General features: G+C 61.2%; 18 protein-coding genes, 1 tRNA gene and 1 pseudogene. 12 read left to right on the top strand and 8 right to left on the bottom strand.

What is annotated here, in order from left to right; genetic code table 11:
* Window positions 1–33: 33 nt before the first annotated feature.
* The 5 genes from AX760_RS22785 to AX760_RS22765 all read left to right on the top strand — a co-directional run bounded on the left by AX760_RS22785 (window position 34) and on the right by AX760_RS22765 (window position 6,113).
* Entirely contained in the window at window positions 34–1,047 is a 1,014-nt protein-coding gene (locus AX760_RS22785; protein ID WP_071835301.1) for an ABC transporter permease, read from the top strand.
* The gene (locus tag AX760_RS22780) at window positions 1,044–2,165 is read left to right on the top strand and encodes an ABC transporter permease (RefSeq protein ID WP_071835300.1); all 1,122 of its coding nucleotides are present in this window, start codon (window positions 1,044–1,046) and stop codon (window positions 2,163–2,165) included. The genes AX760_RS22785 and AX760_RS22780 overlap by 4 nt, the downstream gene beginning before the upstream one ends.
* A gap of 10 nt (window positions 2,166–2,175) precedes the next feature.
* Window positions 2,176–3,846, top strand: a complete 1,671-nt coding sequence (locus AX760_RS22775; protein ID WP_071835299.1) for an ABC transporter ATP-binding protein — start codon at window positions 2,176–2,178, stop codon at window positions 3,844–3,846.
* Window positions 3,847–3,868: 22 nt separating this feature from the next.
* Complete coding sequence (gene melA / locus AX760_RS22770; RefSeq protein ID WP_071835298.1) at window positions 3,869–5,239, top strand: alpha-glucosidase/alpha-galactosidase; 1,371 nt, start codon at window positions 3,869–3,871, stop codon at window positions 5,237–5,239.
* A gap of 109 nt (window positions 5,240–5,348) precedes the next feature.
* Complete coding sequence (locus tag AX760_RS22765; RefSeq protein ID WP_071835297.1) at window positions 5,349–6,113, top strand: hypothetical protein; 765 nt, start codon at window positions 5,349–5,351, stop codon at window positions 6,111–6,113.
* A 22-nt stretch (window positions 6,114–6,135) separates the two neighbouring features.
* Here the strand turns inward: AX760_RS22765 and AX760_RS22760 are convergent, their stop codons facing one another.
* Genes AX760_RS22760 through AX760_RS22750 form a run of 3 tightly spaced genes read right to left on the bottom strand, consistent with a single transcriptional unit; the run spans window position 6,136 to window position 8,315 of the window.
* Complete coding sequence (locus AX760_RS22760; protein WP_071835388.1) at window positions 6,136–6,822, bottom strand: D-lyxose/D-mannose family sugar isomerase; 687 nt, start codon at window positions 6,820–6,822, stop codon at window positions 6,136–6,138.
* Between the two features lie 18 nt (window positions 6,823–6,840).
* On the bottom strand, window positions 6,841–7,626 hold the full coding sequence (locus AX760_RS22755; protein WP_071835296.1) for an SDR family NAD(P)-dependent oxidoreductase: 786 nt from the start codon (window positions 7,624–7,626) through the stop codon (window positions 6,841–6,843).
* On the bottom strand, window positions 7,623–8,315 hold the full coding sequence (locus AX760_RS22750; protein WP_245295084.1) for a FadR/GntR family transcriptional regulator: 693 nt from the start codon (window positions 8,313–8,315) through the stop codon (window positions 7,623–7,625). The genes AX760_RS22755 and AX760_RS22750 overlap by 4 nt, the downstream gene beginning before the upstream one ends.
* Before the next feature lie 165 nt (window positions 8,316–8,480).
* On the opposite strand from AX760_RS22750, the gene uxuA reads away from it, so the two are divergent.
* Entirely contained in the window at window positions 8,481–9,659 is a 1,179-nt protein-coding gene (gene uxuA, locus AX760_RS22745; RefSeq protein ID WP_071835294.1) for a mannonate dehydratase, read from the top strand.
* Between the two features lie 11 nt (window positions 9,660–9,670).
* Here the strand turns inward: uxuA and AX760_RS22740 are convergent, their stop codons facing one another.
* Complete coding sequence (locus AX760_RS22740; RefSeq protein WP_071835293.1) at window positions 9,671–10,873, bottom strand: TIGR03862 family flavoprotein; 1,203 nt, start codon at window positions 10,871–10,873, stop codon at window positions 9,671–9,673.
* A gap of 279 nt (window positions 10,874–11,152) precedes the next feature.
* Between AX760_RS22740 and AX760_RS27360 the strand changes: the two genes are divergently transcribed.
* Window positions 11,153–11,434 carry a hypothetical protein gene (locus AX760_RS27360; protein ID WP_175552120.1) on the top strand — a complete coding sequence of 94 codons (282 nt, stop codon included), beginning with the start codon at window positions 11,153–11,155 and terminating at the stop codon, window positions 11,432–11,434.
* Between the two features lies 1 nt (window position 11,435).
* Window positions 11,436–13,031, top strand: a complete 1,596-nt coding sequence (locus AX760_RS22730) for a methyl-accepting chemotaxis protein (RefSeq protein ID WP_071835291.1) — start codon at window positions 11,436–11,438, stop codon at window positions 13,029–13,031.
* 210 nt (window positions 13,032–13,241) lie between these two features.
* Here AX760_RS22730 and AX760_RS22725 read toward each other — a convergent pair.
* Window positions 13,242–13,331, bottom strand: a tRNA-Ser gene (locus AX760_RS22725).
* Between the two features lie 286 nt (window positions 13,332–13,617).
* Here AX760_RS22725 and rplU point away from each other — a divergent pair.
* From rplU to AX760_RS22705, 4 genes and pseudogenes are all read left to right on the top strand, one after another.
* Window positions 13,618–13,920, top strand: a pseudogene (gene rplU, locus AX760_RS22720) (50S ribosomal protein L21); the annotation flags it as partial.
* 108 nt (window positions 13,921–14,028) lie between these two features.
* On the top strand, window positions 14,029–14,298 hold the full coding sequence (rpmA, locus tag AX760_RS22715) for a 50S ribosomal protein L27 (RefSeq protein ID WP_037096930.1): 270 nt from the start codon (window positions 14,029–14,031) through the stop codon (window positions 14,296–14,298).
* Window positions 14,299–14,424: 126 nt separating this feature from the next.
* Entirely contained in the window at window positions 14,425–15,069 is a 645-nt protein-coding gene (locus tag AX760_RS22710; protein ID WP_071835289.1) for a GNAT family N-acetyltransferase, read from the top strand.
* Window positions 15,066–15,650 (top strand): GNAT family N-acetyltransferase, encoded by a 585-nt coding sequence (locus AX760_RS22705; RefSeq protein ID WP_071835288.1) that lies wholly within the window; start codon window positions 15,066–15,068, stop codon window positions 15,648–15,650. Before AX760_RS22710 ends, AX760_RS22705 begins: the two co-directional genes overlap by 4 nt.
* A gap of 48 nt (window positions 15,651–15,698) precedes the next feature.
* On the opposite strand, the gene AX760_RS22700 is transcribed toward AX760_RS22705, so the two are convergent.
* The 3 genes from AX760_RS22700 to AX760_RS22690 are packed head-to-tail and all read right to left on the bottom strand — an operon-like array spanning window position 15,699 to window position 17,729.
* The gene (locus AX760_RS22700; protein ID WP_071835287.1) at window positions 15,699–16,424 is read right to left on the bottom strand and encodes an amino acid ABC transporter ATP-binding protein; all 726 of its coding nucleotides are present in this window, start codon (window positions 16,422–16,424) and stop codon (window positions 15,699–15,701) included.
* Window positions 16,402–17,061, bottom strand: coding sequence for an amino acid ABC transporter permease (locus AX760_RS22695; protein ID WP_071835286.1), 660 nt, complete (start codon window positions 17,059–17,061; stop codon window positions 16,402–16,404). Before AX760_RS22695 ends, AX760_RS22700 begins: the two co-directional genes overlap by 23 nt.
* The gene (locus tag AX760_RS22690; protein ID WP_071835285.1) at window positions 17,058–17,729 is read right to left on the bottom strand and encodes an amino acid ABC transporter permease; all 672 of its coding nucleotides are present in this window, start codon (window positions 17,727–17,729) and stop codon (window positions 17,058–17,060) included. Before AX760_RS22690 ends, AX760_RS22695 begins: the two co-directional genes overlap by 4 nt.
* Between the last annotated feature and the right edge of the window lie 2 nt (window positions 17,730–17,731).

Genomic DNA, 17,731 nt, shown 5'->3' with positions numbered 1-17,731 from the left:
GGACCCCCATACACACAAGAGAACCAAACAGCCATGTTCCGATTTCTGCTTGTGCGCATCGCATCTGCCATCCCCGTGCTCTTCGTACTGAGCATCGTGACCTTCGTGATCATCCAGGCGCCACCGGGCGACTACAGCGACTATATCCGTTCGCAAGCCATCAATCAGGGCGGCGCGTCGTTCGAGGAAGCCGACGCTCAGGCGCAGGCCTACAAGATTGCCAACGGCCTCGATAAGCCGATGGTCGTTCAATACGTCAACTGGGTCACCGGGATCGTGACGCGCGGCGATTTCGGCCACAGCCTTTTCTACAACAAACCAGTTTCCGAGGTCGTCGGTGAACGCTTGCCGCGCACGCTGGCGCTGGCGCTCGTCTGCCACATCCTCGCCTCCATCATCGGCATCACCTTCGGCATTCTCGCCGCCACGCGGCAATATACCTGGGTGGATACGCTGCTGTCGGGCATCTCCTTCCTCGGCATGACGGTGCCGCGCTTCCTGATGGCGCTGATCATCGTCTATATTCTCGTCTTCCACTTCAACGTCACCGAGATCAACAGCTTCCACTCCGCGAAATATGGCGGCGCACCCTGGTCCTGGGACAAGTTCGTCGATCTTTTGAAGCATGTCTGGCCGGTCATCGCCATCGCCACGTTCGGCGGCCTCGCCTACAATATGCGGGTCATGCGCGGCAATCTGCTCGATACGCTGAACGCACAATATGTCGAGACGGCACGCGCCAAGGGCCTCTCCGAACGCAAGGTCATCATGCACCACGCGGTGCCCAATGCGCTGCATCCGCTGGTCATGTACCAGGGCGTAGTGCTGCCCTACATGCTGACGGGCGAGATCGAGACCGCGATCATCTTCGCGCTGCCGACCGTCGGCCCGGCCATCGTCGGCTCGATGTGGGTCGGCGACGTCTACGTCACCGCAACCTTCATGCTGGTCCTGTCAGCAACGCTGATCGTCGGCAACATCATCGCCGACGTGCTTCTGGCGCTGCTGGATCCGCGTGTCCGCCTGGGCGGGGGAGCACACGCATGACAACCCACGTTCAAACAGCAGCAATCATCCAGACAGCTCCGGCAAACCATGGCAACGAAACCTATTCGGCGCTGGTCTGGCGTCGCCTGAAGCGCTCCGGGACAGGCATGGCAGGTCTTGTTCTCGTCTGCATGCTGATGCTGGTAACGGTCTTCGCCGAGTTCTTTTCGCCTGTCGATCCGAAGCTGACCGGCGTCGCCTTTGCTCCGCCGCAGACCATCAGCATCACCGACCAGGAGGGCAGCATCGTCTGGCCGCGCACCTATACGATCGGCGAAAGCACCGAACTCGATCCGGTCACCTTCCAGCCGCTCGTCGGCCCCGACTACGCCAACCCGCTCGATCTCGGCTTCTTTGTCAGAGGCTTCAGCTATCGGCTTTTCGGCCTGATCCCGACAGAGCGGCATTTCTTCGGCGCAACGAACGGCACGCCAGTCAATTTCCTCGGCACCGACAAGTTCGGCCGGGACGTGCTGTCGCGCATCTTCCACGGCGCGCGCGTCTCCTTGATGATCGCGCTGACCGTGGTCTTCATCGTCACGGTCGTCGGCACCACCGTCGGCATGGTCTCGGGCTATTTCGGGGGGCGCTTCGATACCTGGATGCAGCGCTTCGTCGATCTGGTTCTCGCCTTCCCGCAACTGCCGCTCTATCTGGCCCTGACCTCGCTGATCCCGGTGACGGCACCGACCAATGTCTTCCTCGCCTTCGTCATCTTCGTCATGTCGGCACTCGGCTGGGCGCAGATGTCGCGTGAGGTGCGTGGCAAGACGCTGGCGCTCGCCCGGATCGACTATGTCCGGGCGGCGATGGCGATCGGCGCCACCGACCGGCGCATCATCTTCCAGCATATCTTACCGAATGTGATGAGCTACGTGATCGTCTCGGTGACGCTGGCCATTCCAAGCGTGGTGCTGCTCGAATCCTTCCTCGGCTTCCTCGGTTTTGCGGTCAAGCCGCCACTGATGTCCTGGGGTCTGATGCTGCAGGACACCTCGACCTATTCCGTTATCGGTTCCTATCCCTGGATCCTATCACCCGTGGCCTTCGTACTGATCACCGTCTTTGCATTCAATGCACTGGGCGACGGTCTGCGCGACGCCGTCGACCCATACTGAGGAGACGACCATGGCACTCGTGGACATCACATCCCTGGCACCCGAACAAAGGCATGACCACGCCGCAGCCACCGGACAGCCGATCATCGACGCCCGTCACGTGGCGGTGAAATTCAAGGTCGAAAACGGCCTGGTCGATGCCGTCAAGGACGTATCCTTCCAGCTCTATCGCGGAGAGACGATCGCGGTAGTCGGCGAATCCGGCTCTGGAAAGTCGGTGACCGCCCGCACCGTCATGGGCCTCCTGACCAAGCGTGCCTCGGTTTCCGAAGGGTCGAGCATCGCCTATGACGGCCAGAACGTGCTGAAATTTTCCGATCGGCAGCGTCGGGCCCTGCGCGGCAACCGCATCTCGATGATCTTTCAGGAGCCGATGAGCTCGCTCAATCCGGTCTATACGATCGGCGCCCAGATCATCGAGGCAATCCGCGTGCATCAGAAGATGAGCCGCAAACAGGCAATGGAACGCACACTGGAGCTTTTGCGTCAGGTACAGATCCCCGATCCGGAGAACCGCCTCAACCAGTATCCGCACCAGTTGTCGGGCGGCCAGCGGCAGCGCATCATGATCGCCATGGCGCTCGCCAACAGCCCCGATGTGCTGATCGCCGACGAGCCGACGACGGCACTCGACGTCACGGTCCAGGCGCAAATCCTCAACCTCATCCGCGACCTGCAGAAAAAGCTCGGCATGGCCGTGATCCTGATCACCCATGACCTCACCGTCGTGCGGCAGTTTTCAGACTATGTCTATGTCATGCAGAACGGCGAGGTGAAGGAGCACAACACCACGTCCGCCCTGTTCCAGAACCCGCAACACCCCTATACGCGCCACCTGCTCAACTCCGAGCCGACGGGCAGGGCGAACCCGATGCCGGTCGACTCCGGAGCCATTCTCGAAGGGCGCGACGTGCGGGTTTCCTTCATGCTGAAGGCCGGCGGCTTCTTCAAGCCGCAACTGAAGGAGCTGGTGGCTGTCGACAGCCTGAGCATCAAGCTTCACCGGCATGAGACGCTGGGTCTCGTCGGCGAATCCGGCTCAGGAAAGACCACGTTCGGCCAGGCTCTGGTCAAGCTCCTGCGGGTGGATGGGGGCGAGATCCTGTTTGATGGCCAGTCGATCGAGCATAAGACCCGCGAAGAGATGCGCCCGTTGCGCGCGCGCATGCAGGTGGTCTTCCAGGATCCGTTCTCCTCGCTCAACCCGCGCATGTCGGTTGGCCAGATCATCGAGGAAGGCCTCATCGTCAACCGGCTCGGCGCCACCCGAAACGAACGGCTGGAGCGCGTCAGGGAAGCGCTCAGCAGCGCCGGCATGCCCAGCAACATCCTGTCGCGCTTCCCGCACGAATTTTCCGGTGGCCAGCGCCAGCGCATCGCCATTGCCCGGGCCGTGGCGCTGGAGCCGGAATTCATTCTGCTCGACGAGCCCACCTCGGCGCTCGATCTCTCGGTGCAGGCCCAGATCATCGAACTGCTGCGCAAGCTGCAGGACGAAAAAGGACTGAGCTATCTCTTCATCTCCCACGATCTGAAAGTCGTGCGCGCCCTCTGCCACCGGGTGGCGGTGATGCAGCATGGTAAGATCGTTGAAGAGGGCCCGGTCGAAGACGTTCTCACCCATCCCAAGACCGCCTACACCGAACGGCTCGTCCGCGCCGCCTTCGATGTAGCCGCCTAACCGTTAGAAAGAGGCTTTTCCCATGACGAGACAACCCAAGATCACCTTCATCGGCGCCGGCTCGACCGTGTTCATGAAAAACATCATCGGCGACGTATTGCAGCGTCCAGCACTGTCAGGTGCCAAAATCGCGCTGATGGACATCAATCCGCAACGGCTGGAAGAAAGCGAGGTCGTCGTCCGCAAACTGATCTCCACCCTGGGCGTCAAGGCAACCATCGAGCTGCATTCCAACCGGCGCAAGGCCCTCGACGGCGCCAATTTTGTCGTCGTCGCCTTCCAGATCGGCGGCTTCGAACCCTGCACGGTCACGGACTTCGAAGTGCCGAAGAAATATGGCCTGCGCCAGACCATCGCCGATACGCTCGGCGTCGGCGGCATCATGCGGGGCCTGCGCACCGTGCCGCATCTCTGGTCGATCTGCGAAGACATGATGCAGGTCTGCCCCGACGCGATCATGATGCAGTATGTCAACCCGATGGCGATCAACACCTGGGCGATTGCCGAGAAATATCCTGCCATCAAGCAGGTCGGTCTCTGCCATTCCGTGCAAGGCACGGCGATGGAACTCGCCGAAGATCTGGACATTCCCTACGAGGAAATCCGCTACCGCTCCGCCGGCATCAACCACATGGCCTTCTTCCTCAAGTTCGAGCATCGCCAGGCCGATGGCTCCTACCGCGATCTCTATCCGGATCTGGTCCGCGGATACCGCGAAGGCCGGGCGCCCAAGCCCGGCTGGAACCCGCGCTGCCCCAACAAGGTGCGCTACGAGATGCTGACCCGGCTCGGCTATTTCGTGACGGAGAGCTCGGAACACTTCGCGGAATACACGCCCTATTTCATCAAGGAAGGCCGCGAGGACCTGATCGAGAAATTCGGCATCCCGCTCGACGAATATCCAAAGCGCTGCATCGAGCAGGTCGAGCAGTGGAAGGGACAGGCCGCAGCCTTCCGCTCGGCCGACAAGATCGAGGTCGCACAATCGAAGGAATACGCCTCCTCGATCATGAATTCGGTCTGGACCGGCGAGCCTTCTGTCATCTACGGCAACCTGCGCAACAATGGCTGCATCACCTCGCTGCCCGACAATTGCGCCGCCGAAGTGCCCTGCCTCGTCGATGAGAACGGCATCCAGCCCACCTATATCGGTGCGCTGCCGCCGCAGCTGACAGCGCTGATCCGCACCAATATCAACGTCCAGGAACTGACCGTTGCCGCGTTGATGACGGAAAACCGCGAGCATCTCTACCATGCCGCGATGATGGACCCGCATACGGCAGCCGAACTCGATCTCGACCAGATCTGGTCGCTGACCGACGATCTGCTGGCCGCCCATGGCGAATGGATCCCGGAATGGGCCCGTGTCGCCCGCAAGGTCCAGGCCGCGTAACGCCTCTCCCCGTTGCGCGTGTCAAAACCCCGGAGCTCAAACTCCGGGGTTTTCCTTTTCGCTGGAGTATGCTGGAAAGAGAGCCCGCATCATCGCTTTGGAGACAAACATGTCCGCCGCCTTCGACAAGACCGAACTCGCCCGCCTGCTGTCCGAAGCCGACGCTGCCGGCCACCGCCTGACATCCGCGTCCCTTGCCGCTCCTGGCAGCGATGCTGAGGCCGTTGAAACCCAGCATGAAACATTGGCGCTGAACGACTGGATGGCCGGTGGCTACAAGGTTGCGATCCGTCCGGACGGCACGTCGATCGCGGCACCGATGGCGCATATCGTGACGGCGTCAGCAGAGGGCACCGCTGTGTTCGAACGGCCGGTCGTCGATGCCGTCGAAGTCGAGATCTGCTTCATCCTCAAAACGCCGCTGACGCCGCGCGGCCCGGACGGGTATACCCGTGCCAGCGTGCTCGAGCATGTCTCAGAGATTCGCGCCGGCATCGAATTCCTCGCCCATCGCCTGGATCATGGCAGCAAGTCTCAGGCCCAGGTCTTTCTGGCCGACCGCCTTGGCAATGCCGGCTATGTGCTGGGCGAGACGCTGGACCCGGCCCTGATCGCGCCCGAATTGAGCTACCCGCTGACCGTCACCGCCGATGGCGAGATTTTGTTTGCCGGTCCCGGCAAACATCCCTTCATCGACCCTGTGGCAGCCATGCTGGCCTTTGCCAATACGCTGACGCAACCGATCGCCGCTGGCCAGATCATCACCACGGGCAGCCTTTGCGGACCTGTTTCCATGCCGCACAATGCCGAGATCGTCGTCAGCGGCGTGGCAAGCTTCACCGTCCAGGTCAAGTCGTCAGCCCACCCCAACTGATGCGTCTGCAGACTTGAGCCGGCTATCGCAGCCAGGTCCCATAGTCCGAAACCAGGAGATGGACGGGGTGCTCGTCCTCTTCGATCCCGGAGAAACGCGAGACCAGCGGGTCTTCGAAGATATTGTCGATGGCGTCGTCGTTGACGGTCGAGACCTCGGCCACGAAGACGTCCGCCTCCTCCGCCCAGAAGGCATGCCAGTCGCCTGGCATCAGCGTGACGCTTTCGCCGGGCGCCAGCCGCAACCGGTGACCGGGTTCGAATGTCTGGACGACGCCGTCCGTGGCAACGGTGACACCCTTCTCGCGATCGCAGTGTCCGTCCGTATCCCCGAACAGCTCGATCACCAGCGTACCGCCGCCACGATTGATGATGTCTTCCGCCTTGAGGTCATGGCGATGCATCGGCGTGACCTGATCCTTGCGCGAAATCATCGCCTTTTCGGCGTAGAGCATGCCGCGCCCGCGTTTCAGGTCGCCGACCCGGCCGTTGCGCGTCGTGAACAAAAACAGCCCTTTGCTCGCAAAATCCCCCAGTCCGAAATCGGTGATATCCCAGCCGAGGCCGGCTCCAGTGATGCCGGCAATCTCCGCCTTGCGCGCCACCATCTCTTCAGGCGACCAGCCCGCGAACGGCGGCAGGATATAGCCGAAATCGCGCATGAAGGCTTCGCTCTGGCGAATGATGGTATTGATCTGGCTGCGTTTCATCGTGGACATTGTTCCCTCCTATCGGACGCCGATACCGGCCGTCAGACCGCCGTCGATGCGGTGATCCGAGCCCGTGATAAATCCCGCCTTCTCGGAGGCGAGAAAGGCCGCCAGCGCTGCCACTTCCTCCGGTTCGCCGACGCGCCCGAGCGGATGGGCCGCGCCGAACCGCTGGAACACCGCATCGATGTCCGCATCCGGCCCCTCGAAGGTGCGGGCAGCAAGTTCAAGGATCGGCGTGCGCACCGAACCCGGGCTGATCGAAACCACCCGGATGCGATCCGCTGCAAAATCCAGCGCCATCGCCCGTGTCAACGCATGGATGGCCCCTTTCGAGGCGACATAGGCCGAGACACCGCTCTGGCAGGCGTGACCCTGCACGCTTGACAGATTGATGATGACGCCGCCGCCACGCTTGCGCATCTGCGGCACGCCGAATTCGGCCGTCAGGTGGATCGATCCGACATTGACGGCCATGCAGCGCATGAAGGCTTCGAAGGATGTCGTTTCGGCTGTCCCATAGGGATGCACGGCAGCCGAATTGACGATGATATCGAGCCCGCCGAAACGCGCGGCCGCCGTCGCCATCGCCTCGCCGACAGCGCTGGGCATGGAGACGTCGGTCTCCAGCACAACAAGAGACAGCCCCTCGGCGACAGCGATATCCCGAAGGGCGGCATTGGCGACCGTGTCGATCCCGAGCACTGTGACAGAGGCGCCCTGGCGGGCAAGGTGCAGGGCCACCGCCCGACCAATACCTGTGGTTCCCGTGACAAGGGCGACCTTGCCGTCAAATTCGCTCATCGAGCATCCTCCTGCAGGCCAGCACCGTGTCCGGCGTCTGGCCGTCCGGGCGGCGGAATGAATTCTAGGCCGGCATCGAGATGCCGGTTCATATGGTAGACGAAGGCGATCCGATCGGTTTTGCGCAGCGCCTGGACGATCTCGGCATGTTCGGCGACAACCCCTTCAAGCGCCAGCCGATGCGATTTTCCGGCCAGCATCAGCCGCCGGATCACCGGTTTCAGCATGCCGTAGGTCTCCGACAATGTGCGATTGCCCGCCGCCTCGACCATCAGCCGATGAAATTGGAAATCCAGATCCGAGGCGTCTTCAGGTGTTGTGGCGCGGCCAATGCGGGCGTTGACGGCATCCATCTCGGCAAGTGTGTCCTCGCCGATCCGGCCTGCCAGGAGATCGAACAGGTTCATCTCGGTCAGCCGTCGATAACCCTGGATATCGCGAAACGCATCGACGGATATGTCCATCGCGAAGGAAAACAGATCGCGCATCGCCACCTGATGCTGATCGGTCAGCACCGCACCCACCTTCTGGCGTGATTCGGCCACACCATAGGCCTTCAAGGTGCGGAAGGCCTCCCTTACGGTGTTGCGGCTCGCATCGAACATGACGGCAAGCTCGCCTTCGCTCGGAAGCACGTCGCCGACAGTCAGCCCGCGCTCCCGGATCAGGCCGCGTATATGCTGGACCATCCCGTCCACCGCCGATGCGCGTCCGCCGCCTTGCATGTCCTGCCTGTCTGTTTTGCCCTGATACCGTTTTATATGCCCAACATAATCGACCAATCAATCCATAACTCTTGATTTCGGCAGGATTCTTCATTCTATTGTCCAACATTAACGAAGGAGAGACGACAAATGCTTGAGAGCTGGCGATGGTTCGGTCCGGACGATCCGGTAACGCTTTCCGATGCGCGGCAGGCAGGCGCACACGGTGTCGTCACGGCCCTGCATCACATCTATGACGGCCGCGCCTGGACGCCGGACGATATCGCCGAGCGCATGGCGCTGGTCCGCAAGGCCGGCATGCAATGGTCCGTCTGCGAATCCATCCCGGTCGGCTCTGCGCTGAAGCTGCGCGATGCAAACTGGCGTCGCACGCTTGATGCCTGGAAGACCAGCCTTGCCAATCTCGGCCGCGGTGGCGTGCCTGTCGTCTGCTACAATTTCATGCCGGTGGTCGACTGGACGCGGACCAACCTGATGTATCCGACCGCCGTCGGCGGCTATGCACTGCGCTTCGACATGATCGACTTCATTGCCTATGACGTTTTCGTGCTGAAGCGGCGCGCGGCCGAGGACAGCTATGATGCCGCAATCGTCGAGGCTGCCCGGATGCGTCTTGCCGAGAAGAGCGAAGACGAGATCCTGACGCTCGAAAAGAACATCATTGCCGGCCTGCCCGGCGGCGAGGACAGCCACACGCGCGAAACGATCCGCGGTCATATCGCCGCCTTCGACGCGATTTCCGACGCGGACATGCGTGCCAATCTCGTCGAATTCCTGCAGGAGGTCGTCCCTGTCGCTGCGGAAAACGGCGTCCGGCTCGCCATCCACCCGGACGATCCGCCCTTCCCGCTGTTTGGCCTGCCGCGCGTTGTCTCGACGCCCGATGACGTTCAGGCGATCCTCGATGCCGTCGATCATCCCGCCAACGGCATCACGCTCTGTGCCGGTTCCTATGGATCCCGCCCGGACAATGACGTCGTCGCCATGGCCAGCCGTTTTGCCGACCGCATCCATTTTGCCCATCTGCGCAATGTCTCGAAGGAACCGGACGGATCCTTCATCGAATCCGAACATCTGGCCGGCGACGTCAACATGGTCTCGCTGATTTCAGTGCTGCGGGCCGAGGAGAAGCGCAGGCAGGTAGAAGGGCGGGAGGACTGCGTCATCCCGATGCGCCCCGACCACGGCCATCTCCTGATCGACGACCAGAACAAGAAGGTCAATCCCGGCTATTCCTGCATCGGCCGTCTGAAGGGTCTGGCCGAACTGCGCGGCATCATCGCCGCCGTCGATCAACTGGGCGGCTGAGGAAGACTGTATCAGCGCGCCAGCCAACGGGCGATGCCGTCTGCCGAAGCGCGGCCGGTGGCAAAACAGGCCGTCAGCAGATAACCGCCGGTCGGCGCCTCCCAGTCGATCATCTCGCCGGCGACAAACACGCCCGGCAGGGCGCGCAGCATGTAGCCATCGTCGATCGCGCCCCAGCCTATGCCGCCGGCCGACGAAATGGCCTCGGCAATGGGGCGTGGACGGACGACGGGCAGGGCAAAAGCCTTGATCATCCGGGATAGCTTTTGCGGGTCGCGACGCTCTGTCTCGCTTGAGAACTCCCGCAGCAAAGCGGCCTTGACGCCATCAATGCCCGCCCCCTTGCGCAACCGGGTGGCAAGGCTTGCCTTGCCACCCTGTTTCGACAGGTCCTGTGTAAGCCGCGCCAAAGTCCGGCCCGGCATCAGATCAAGCAACAAGGAGGCAACGCCCTCTGTTTCAAGACGATCCCGTAGACTTGCGGCATGGGCGTAGACGAGGCTGCCCTCTATGCCGTTCTGCGTCACCACGAAGTCTCCATGAATAGGCCCTGCGTCCGTCGCAGCGGTGACGGACTTGACGGGCACGCCGGAAAACCGCTCCCGGAAGAGGTCGCTCCAGGCAACATCGAAACCGCAATTGGCCGGGCGCAGATCGGCGACATCAACGCCGCGTTCGCGCAGCCACGGCACCCAGGCGGCATCGGAGCCCAGACGCGGCCAGCTTGCACCGCCCAGCGCCAACAGCGACGCATCAGCCTCGACCACCTTTGTGCCCTGCGGTGTGTCGAAGCGCAGCCCACCGTCGACGAACCCTGTCCAGCGATGCCGGGTGAGGATTTCGACGCCCTGCCCTTCCAGACGCCGCAACCAGGCCCGCAACAGCGGTGATGCCTTCATGACCGTCGGAAAGACACGGCCTGAGGAACCGATGAATGTCTCGGTGCCGAGCGCCAGCGCAAAGGCCCGCACCGCTGCCGCCGGAAATGCCTCGACCGCCGGCCAAAGCCGGTCGCCGGAAGGCTGGAACCGCGACAGAAAACGCGTGTGATCCTCGGAATGGGTGATGTTGAGACCGGACTTTCCCGCCAGCAGGAACTTGCGTCCGACCGTCGGCATGGCCTCATAGACCGTCACGGCATGCCCCGCCGACGCCAGAACCTCCGCCGCCATCAATCCTGAAGGTCCCCCTCCGACAATCACCACCCGCGCCATCAAACACCCACCGCCCTATCCATGATGATCCGTCTTATACCGACAGTGGGACAGGCAACAGCCACAACAGGCCCATGTCGGCATGCCTCGGCAATATCTGCCCAAAGGGCAGCGAAGGAAGTGTTCGTTTAAGATATCCTCAACCATATAGCCCTAATATTGTGTTCAGGTTTGTTCGTCGCGTTGCAGGGGGCCGCGACGATGAAACAGACGCCTCTATGAACCTTCGATGTGCTCGCAATGACGCCACTGCCCAAAACCGCAAATTCGGGTCGCCGAGTGATACTCCTTCATCTTCTCGTTTTTTCCGGGCTGTTCCTTGGCGCGCTTTGTCTGCCTCGTGGGCCGTTCGTTCTGGTCGTTACGGACCCGCGCCTTCCGCCCGACCACATGATGGACGTTATCGGCAACGCCGATGGAACGTTCGTTCTTGCGGGCGCCTCACCCTGGGTCGCCGTCGCCTACTCTAAAGAGGCGGATTTCCCGGGTCGCCTGCGCGGTGCGGGTGCAATCCTTGTTCTCAATCACATTCTGGCGGCCGGTTGCCAGGCAGGAGCCTAAAATGGATGCTTTGGAAAAACTCCGCACGCGGACTGCAGTGGGCATTATCAGCCTGCTCTGGCTCAATTTCGCTCTGCTGGTTGCGAGAAATCTTTTAAGGGCGGAGGCCATCGATTTGCCGTCCCTGATAGCCGCCGCCATCATTACGATCATGGCAACCGCGACTTGGTGGCGGGATAGCTCCGGTCCTGCGACCCGAGTGATCACCTCCATGGCCATGGCCGCAAGCGTCGGTTTTCTCGTTTATGCGTTCGAGGGCTCGCCGCTGCAGATTGATATCCATATGTATTTCTTCGCCTCCTTGGCGATCTGTGCCGCCTGGGTCGATTGGCGCGCCATCGTTGCCTATGCAGGCCTCGTCGCGGTCCATCATCTTCTTTTCTATGCCCTCATTCCGTTTGCGGTCTTTCCCGGCGAATCGTCTTTTAACCGGGTCATTCTGCACGCGGTCGTGCTCGTGGCCCAGGCCGGCTCGCTCATCGCCCTGACCTCGGCAATGGTTTCCGCATTCCGCCGGTCCGACAGCTCCGTGGAACAGGCGCACAATGCGAGCAGCGCAGCGGTGGCGATGACGGAAAAGGCGCGTCTGGCTGACGCCGCTGCGACACAGGAGCGGGAAGCGCGTGAGCAATTGAACGCCAAGGCCCACGCCTCGGTCACCTTTGCCGTCACTTGTCTTCGGTCGGCTCTGTCAAAGCTGTCGGGTGGAGACGTGACCGTGCGCATCTCTGATGCGCTTGATGGTGACCTCAATGATCTGCGTCATGCATTTAACGAATCGGTCGAGCAGCTCGACGGCGTGCTCAAGCAGGTCGGCGATGTCGCGAACTCGGTCCGCAACGGTTCGGTGCAGATCAATCAAGCCAATACGGACCTGTCCCGACGCACGGAAACACAGGCTGTCTCCATTTCGGAAACGGCCTCCTTGCTTTCGAATGTGCTGGAGACCGTTCGGGGAACGAGCCAGCTTGCCGAAAGGGTTGGCGGTATGGTTGCGACAGCAAAATCCGGCGCCGAGGGTTCGAGCGCTGTGGTTGCCAATGCCGTCGAGGCAATGCTGATGATTGAGAATTCGTCGCGCGAGATCGGCCAGATCATCGGGGTCATCGATGAAATTGCCTTTCAGACCAACCTTCTTGCACTCAACGCGGGTGTCGAAGCTGCCCGCGCCGGTGATGCCGGGAAGGGTTTTGCGGTCGTCGCCCAGGAGGTTCGTGAGCTCGCCCAACGTTCCGCAGCAGCAGCCAAGGAAATCAAGGCCCTGGTAAGCGTGTCGGCCGACCACGTAAAACACGGCGTCACACTCGTCGACAAGACCGGCAAAGCCCTGAATGGCATTGCGTTGGAGGTGGCCGCGATCAGTGCCCATGTGGCGGAAATCGTTGTGCGATCGCGCCAGCAGTCCACCGAACTCAACGGTATCGGGGCAGCAATATCCGATATCGATCGCAACACGCAGCAGAACGCCGCCATGGTGGAAGAATCAACGGTTGCCATCGGCTCGGTCGCCGGCGAGGCAAAGTTGCTCGAGCAACTGATCGGCCGTTTCAAAGTCGGCCGCAGGGCGGGCGACGTTCCGTCGCGTGTTGCAGCATAGGTCGATCCGCGAATCCTGCCAGAACCTTTCGAGGCTCTGGCAACCCCCTCAACGCTGTGTTTTCGAGGAGACGAGGCCACAAACTGCACTCGATAGGAAAGGCAAATAATCCAGCGAAACGCACGGGCATTTGGCCTGCATAGTGCCTGTTACTGCAGTGAGATCAATTAAAACAAGAAATGGAAAGGGACAGGCAAGCCAAGTCCGTAATGGCGGAGAGGGTGGGATTTGAACCCACGATACCCTTGCAGGTATGCCGCATTTCGAGTGCGGTGCGTTCGACCACTCTGCCACCTCTCCGGTCAATCAGGTCGGCGCCATTGGCGCGAGGCGGTTCATAGCGGCAGATTTGCGCGATGACAAGGGGCATGTGACAGGAATATGCAGCAATCCCCGGGCTTTGATCTTGACAGTTTGACCGACTTCCCGTAATCGCGCCACTTGAAGTGGTGTGGCATGTCCAGACCGCGAAGGGTGCCTATTGTGCCCGTTCACCGGCAAGGCTCACGCCTTGTCATGTCCGACTGAAGAAAAAGACGGCCTCGCCTTCAAGCGAAGAGCCGGAACGAACATGAAAGGATAAAAAATGTTCGCAGTCATCAAGACCGGCGGTAAGCAGTACCGCGTGGCCGCCAACGACGTTCTGAAGATTGAAAAATTGGAAGGTGCCGTCGGCGACAAGATCGAATTCACCGAGATCCTGATGGTCGGCGTCGGCGCCGATGCAGCCATCGGTGCTCCGTTTGTCGAAGGTGCCGTTGTCAGCGCCGAAGTTGTGGAACACGGCCGCGCCAAGAAGGTTATCGCCTTCAAGAAGCGTCGCCGCCAGAACTCCAAGCGCACCCGCGGCCACCGCCAGCACAACACCACCGTCCGTATCCTGGATATCGCGGGTGTTGCCGGCGCGAAGGCGAAGAAGGCTTCCAAGAAGTCCGACGACGCTGCCGCTGAAGCTGCAAACTGAGACAACGGATCTAAGGTTTAAAGGAGACCATCCATGGCACACAAAAAAGCTGGCGGTTCCTCGCGCAACGGTCGCGATTCGCAGTCCAAGCGCCTCGGCGTGAAGAAGTTCGGTGGCGAAGTCGTCATTCCGGGCAACATTATCCTGCGCCAGCGCGGAACCCAGTGGCATCCGGGCGCCAATGTCGGCCTCGGCAAGGACCACACCATTTTTGCACTTACGGCCGGCAATGTGAACTACCGTACCAAGGCCAATGGCCGCGTGTACGTGTCTGTAATGCCGAAAGCCGAAGCAGCGGAATAAGCCGGTAGCGCTCTAAAACAGCCGGCGTCTCATCGACCCGGCTGACGCTGACCGTTCAGGCCAAGATCAAAAGGGGAGATGGGGCAATGCCCAATCTCCCCTTTTTCACGTCTTGGAGGACGGACCATGCAAACCGAATTGTTGAGGGAAGACCAATCACGGTCTCCCATAGCCTCGCAAGAGGAACGGCTGAGGCCGGAACGGTCAAGGACCGATTGCCCGATATTGTTATCGCCCAGGCTCGTTTTGCGCGCGCCGCATGAAGACGATATCGACGCCCTTGCCCATCTTGCCAACAACGCCAATATCGCCACCATGGTTTCGCGCATGCCGCATCCCTATACGGTGGCCGATGCCGCGGATTTCGTACGTCGTGCGAAAACGGGCGCGATTGGCAAGTGCGTCTATGCGATTACCAAAGCGGATAATGGCGCCTTTCTCGGTTGCTGCGGTGTCGAGCCGCATGCCGATGGCAGGACAGCCGAACTCGGCTACTGGCTGGGCGAGCCGCACTGGAACAGCGGCTATGCCACGGAGGCGGCGCAGGCGCTGACCGACATGGCCTTCCGCACGCGCGGTATCGACCAGATTGATGCGCGCTGCCGGGTGATGAATCTCGCCTCGCGGCGGGTCATCCAGAAGTGCGGCTTTCAGTTCCAGGGTTCGGGCATGGTCGACAGCATGGCGCTCGGCGGGTCGATTGCCGTCGAATGGTACAGGCTGGACCGCAAGACCTGGATGTCGCTTCGCAGCTGGGGAGGTCAACGATGACCACGCTAACCTTCCCCCGCCCGCAGCAGACGGCGGCGCGGCCGGACCCCGGTCCCTGCCCGATCATCGACACGGCGCGGCTGATCCTGCGACCGCACCGGCTGACGGATGCCGATGCTATCGCCCAGTCGCTCGGTGATTACCAGGTCTCGCGCATGCTGGCGCGGGTACCGGTGCCCTATCACTCGCAGGATGCCCGCGACTGGCTGGTGCGCCAGACAGCCGGCGTGCTGCCTGACTGGACGCTTGCCATCACCACCGGTGACGACGTCCATATCGGCTGTGTCGGTCTTGAACTGCGGCATGGCCAGTGGAATCTCGGCTATTGGCTGAACCGCTACTACTGGGGCAAGGGCTATGCAAGCGAGGCGGTTCATGCCGCCATCGCGCGCTTTTTCATGCGCATGCCGGAAACGGTGTTGCATTCCGGGGTGTTTGCCGACAATGCGGGATCGCTCCGGCTGCAGCAGAAGCTCGGATTTGCCATCACCGGCTGCGCGCAGGTCTACGCGTTGGCGCGAGCAGGCATGGTCAGTCACATCGAAACGCAACTGACCGCCGCCGATCTGCGCAAGCCGTAATCCAGGAGAACCGGCCGCCAAACGCGGCCGGTTGTTTCAGCTCGACACCTAGTGAACGCCAAGGAACTGCTTCAGCTCAGGCGTCTGCGGGTTTGAAAAAACCGCATCCGGCGGGCCGATTTCATGCACGCGGCCCTGGTGCATGAAGACCACGCGCGAGCAGACGTCGCGGGCGAACTTCATTTCATGGGTGACCATCAGCAGGGTCATGCCTTCCGCCGCCAGTTCACGGACGACGGCCAGCACCTCCGCGACGAGTTCGGGATCGAGCGCCGAGGTGATCTCGTCGCATAGCAATGCGATCGGCTCCATCGCCAGCGCCCGGGCGATCGCCACGCGCTGCTGCTGGCCGCCGGACAGTTCATCCGGATAGGCATCGAACTTGTGGCCCAGGCCTACGCGATCGAGCATTCTGCGGGCCATGGCTTCCGCCGCCGGCTTTGCTGTCTTTTTCACGACAGTCTGCGACAGGATGACGTTGCCGCCCACGGTGAGGTGCGGAAACAGGTTGAACTGCTGGAAGATCATACCGACTTTCAGCCGCAGCGTCTTCAGATGCAGCTGGTCGTCGAGCAACTGCGCTCCGGCGACCGAAATCGAGCCACCGCTGATCATCTCAAGACCGTTTATGCAGCGCAGCAAAGTCGATTTCCCGGATCCACTCTTGCCGATAATGGCAATCACTTCGCCGGGCTGGACGTCGAGATTGATGCCTTTGAGAACTTCGGTTGAACCGAAGCTCTTGCGCACCTCAGTGATTTCGATGAGCGACATTAAGCTTCCTTTCCAGCATCTGGCTGCTCCTGGACAGCGGCCAGCAAAGTGCGAAATAGATGAGAGCGACGAGGCCATAGACCGTGAAGGGCTGGAACGTTGCATTGGTGACGACAGTGCCAGCCTTCGAAAGTTCCACGAAACCGATGATCGATGTCAGGGCGGTGCCCTTGACGACCTGCACCGAAAAACCGACCGTCGGCGGCACGGCGATCTTCATGGCCTGCGGAAGGATGACGTAGCGCATCTGCTGCAGCCGTCCCATGCCAAGGCTGGCGGATGCTTCCCACTGGCCCTTGGCGATGGCCTCGACGCAGCCGCGCCAGATTTCCGCGAGGAACGCAGCCGTCCACAGAATGAGGGCCAGTCCCGCAGCCAGCCAGGCTGGAACATCGACCCCGAGGAGGCCAAGGCCGAAAAAGGCGATGAACAACTGCATCAAAAGTGGCGTACCCTGGAAGAGTTCGATGTAGCAGCGTGCAAAAATCCGCACGGCCTTGTGTGCGCTAATGCGCAGGAACAGAAGCAGCAGACCCACAAGACCGCCGCCGACGAAGGACACCAGCGACAACACAATGGTCCAGCGTGTGGCAAGCAGCAGGTTTCTGAGAATATCCCACAGCGTGAATTCGGTCATCGCACGGCCCTCCTGGGGAAGATGAAGCCGCCGATGACAGCAAGGATCTGCCGCAAAAGGACGGCCAGAACGAGATAAATCAGCGTCGAGACCATATAGGCTTCGAAGGCGCGGAAGGTTCGCGACTGAATGAAATTGGCCGCAAATGTCAGGTCCTCGGCGGCGATCTGCGAAACGACGGAGGAGCCCAGCATGACGATAACCACCTGTGACGACAGCGCCGGCCAGATCCGCTGCAGCGAAGGCACCAGCACCACATGGCGAAAGGTCTCGAAGGGAGTCATGGCCAGGCTGGCGCCCGCCTCGAACTGGCCCTTCTGCGTCGACTGGATGCCGGCCCGGATGATCTCGCAGCTATAGGCGCCAAGATTGACCACCATGGCGATATTCGCCGCCTGCAATTCGCCCAGTTGCACGCCCAGCGACGGCAGACCGAAAAAAATAAAGAACAGCTGGATCAGGAAAGGCGTGTTGCGGATCAGTTCGACATAGGTCGCAACGACCGGCTTCAGCCAGGCCGGACCGAGCGCGCGCGCCCAGGCACAGGCAATTCCGAGCGCTATGCCGAGCACAGCGCCGATGCTGATCAATTGCAGCGTGATGCCGATGCCCTTGACGATCTCCGGATAATACTGGGCCAGCCAGTTGAATTCGAATTGGTAGTTCAACG

The sequence above is a fragment of the Pararhizobium antarcticum genome, assembly GCF_001885585.1.
Lineage (GTDB): Bacteria > Pseudomonadota > Alphaproteobacteria > Rhizobiales > Rhizobiaceae > Pararhizobium > Pararhizobium antarcticum.
This window is presented reverse-complemented; position numbering and strand designations above follow the sequence as displayed.